The sequence below is a fragment of the Dellaglioa sp. CoH-57-MRSF-18 genome, from assembly GCF_056781995.1.
This window is the reverse complement of sequence record NZ_JBXAXX010000252.1, coordinates 1-252: the sequence shown is the minus strand read 5'-3', so window position 1 is coordinate 252 and position 252 is coordinate 1. Positions and strand designations below refer to the sequence as shown.

At 54.0% G+C, this 252-nt stretch carries 1 protein-coding gene; it reads right to left on the bottom strand.

From position 1 onward, the window contains the following. On the bottom strand, positions 1-252 hold a 252-nt coding region (locus AC1RPG_RS08885), incomplete at both ends, for a hypothetical protein (RefSeq protein ID WP_481762622.1).

Sequence of the window (252 nt, the reverse complement as noted above, 5' to 3'; positions counted from 1 at the left end):
ATGAAGGACTGCGCGTCGTCCACGAATTTGATGGTCACGGCGTCGCCGCACTTGCGCATTACCTCGTCGATGAACTCATAGTCCACTTTCCAGCTCAGCTTTGCCGACACGGAGCCACGGATTTGCGTTTTTGACACACCGTTAGAAGTCTTGACGGTTAGGCCAATCTTTCCCTTTTCGGTAGACACCGCCAATTCCGATCGCTCCTTGGTAGCGACAGCCCTCGCGTTATCCATGAAGCCCATCACATCC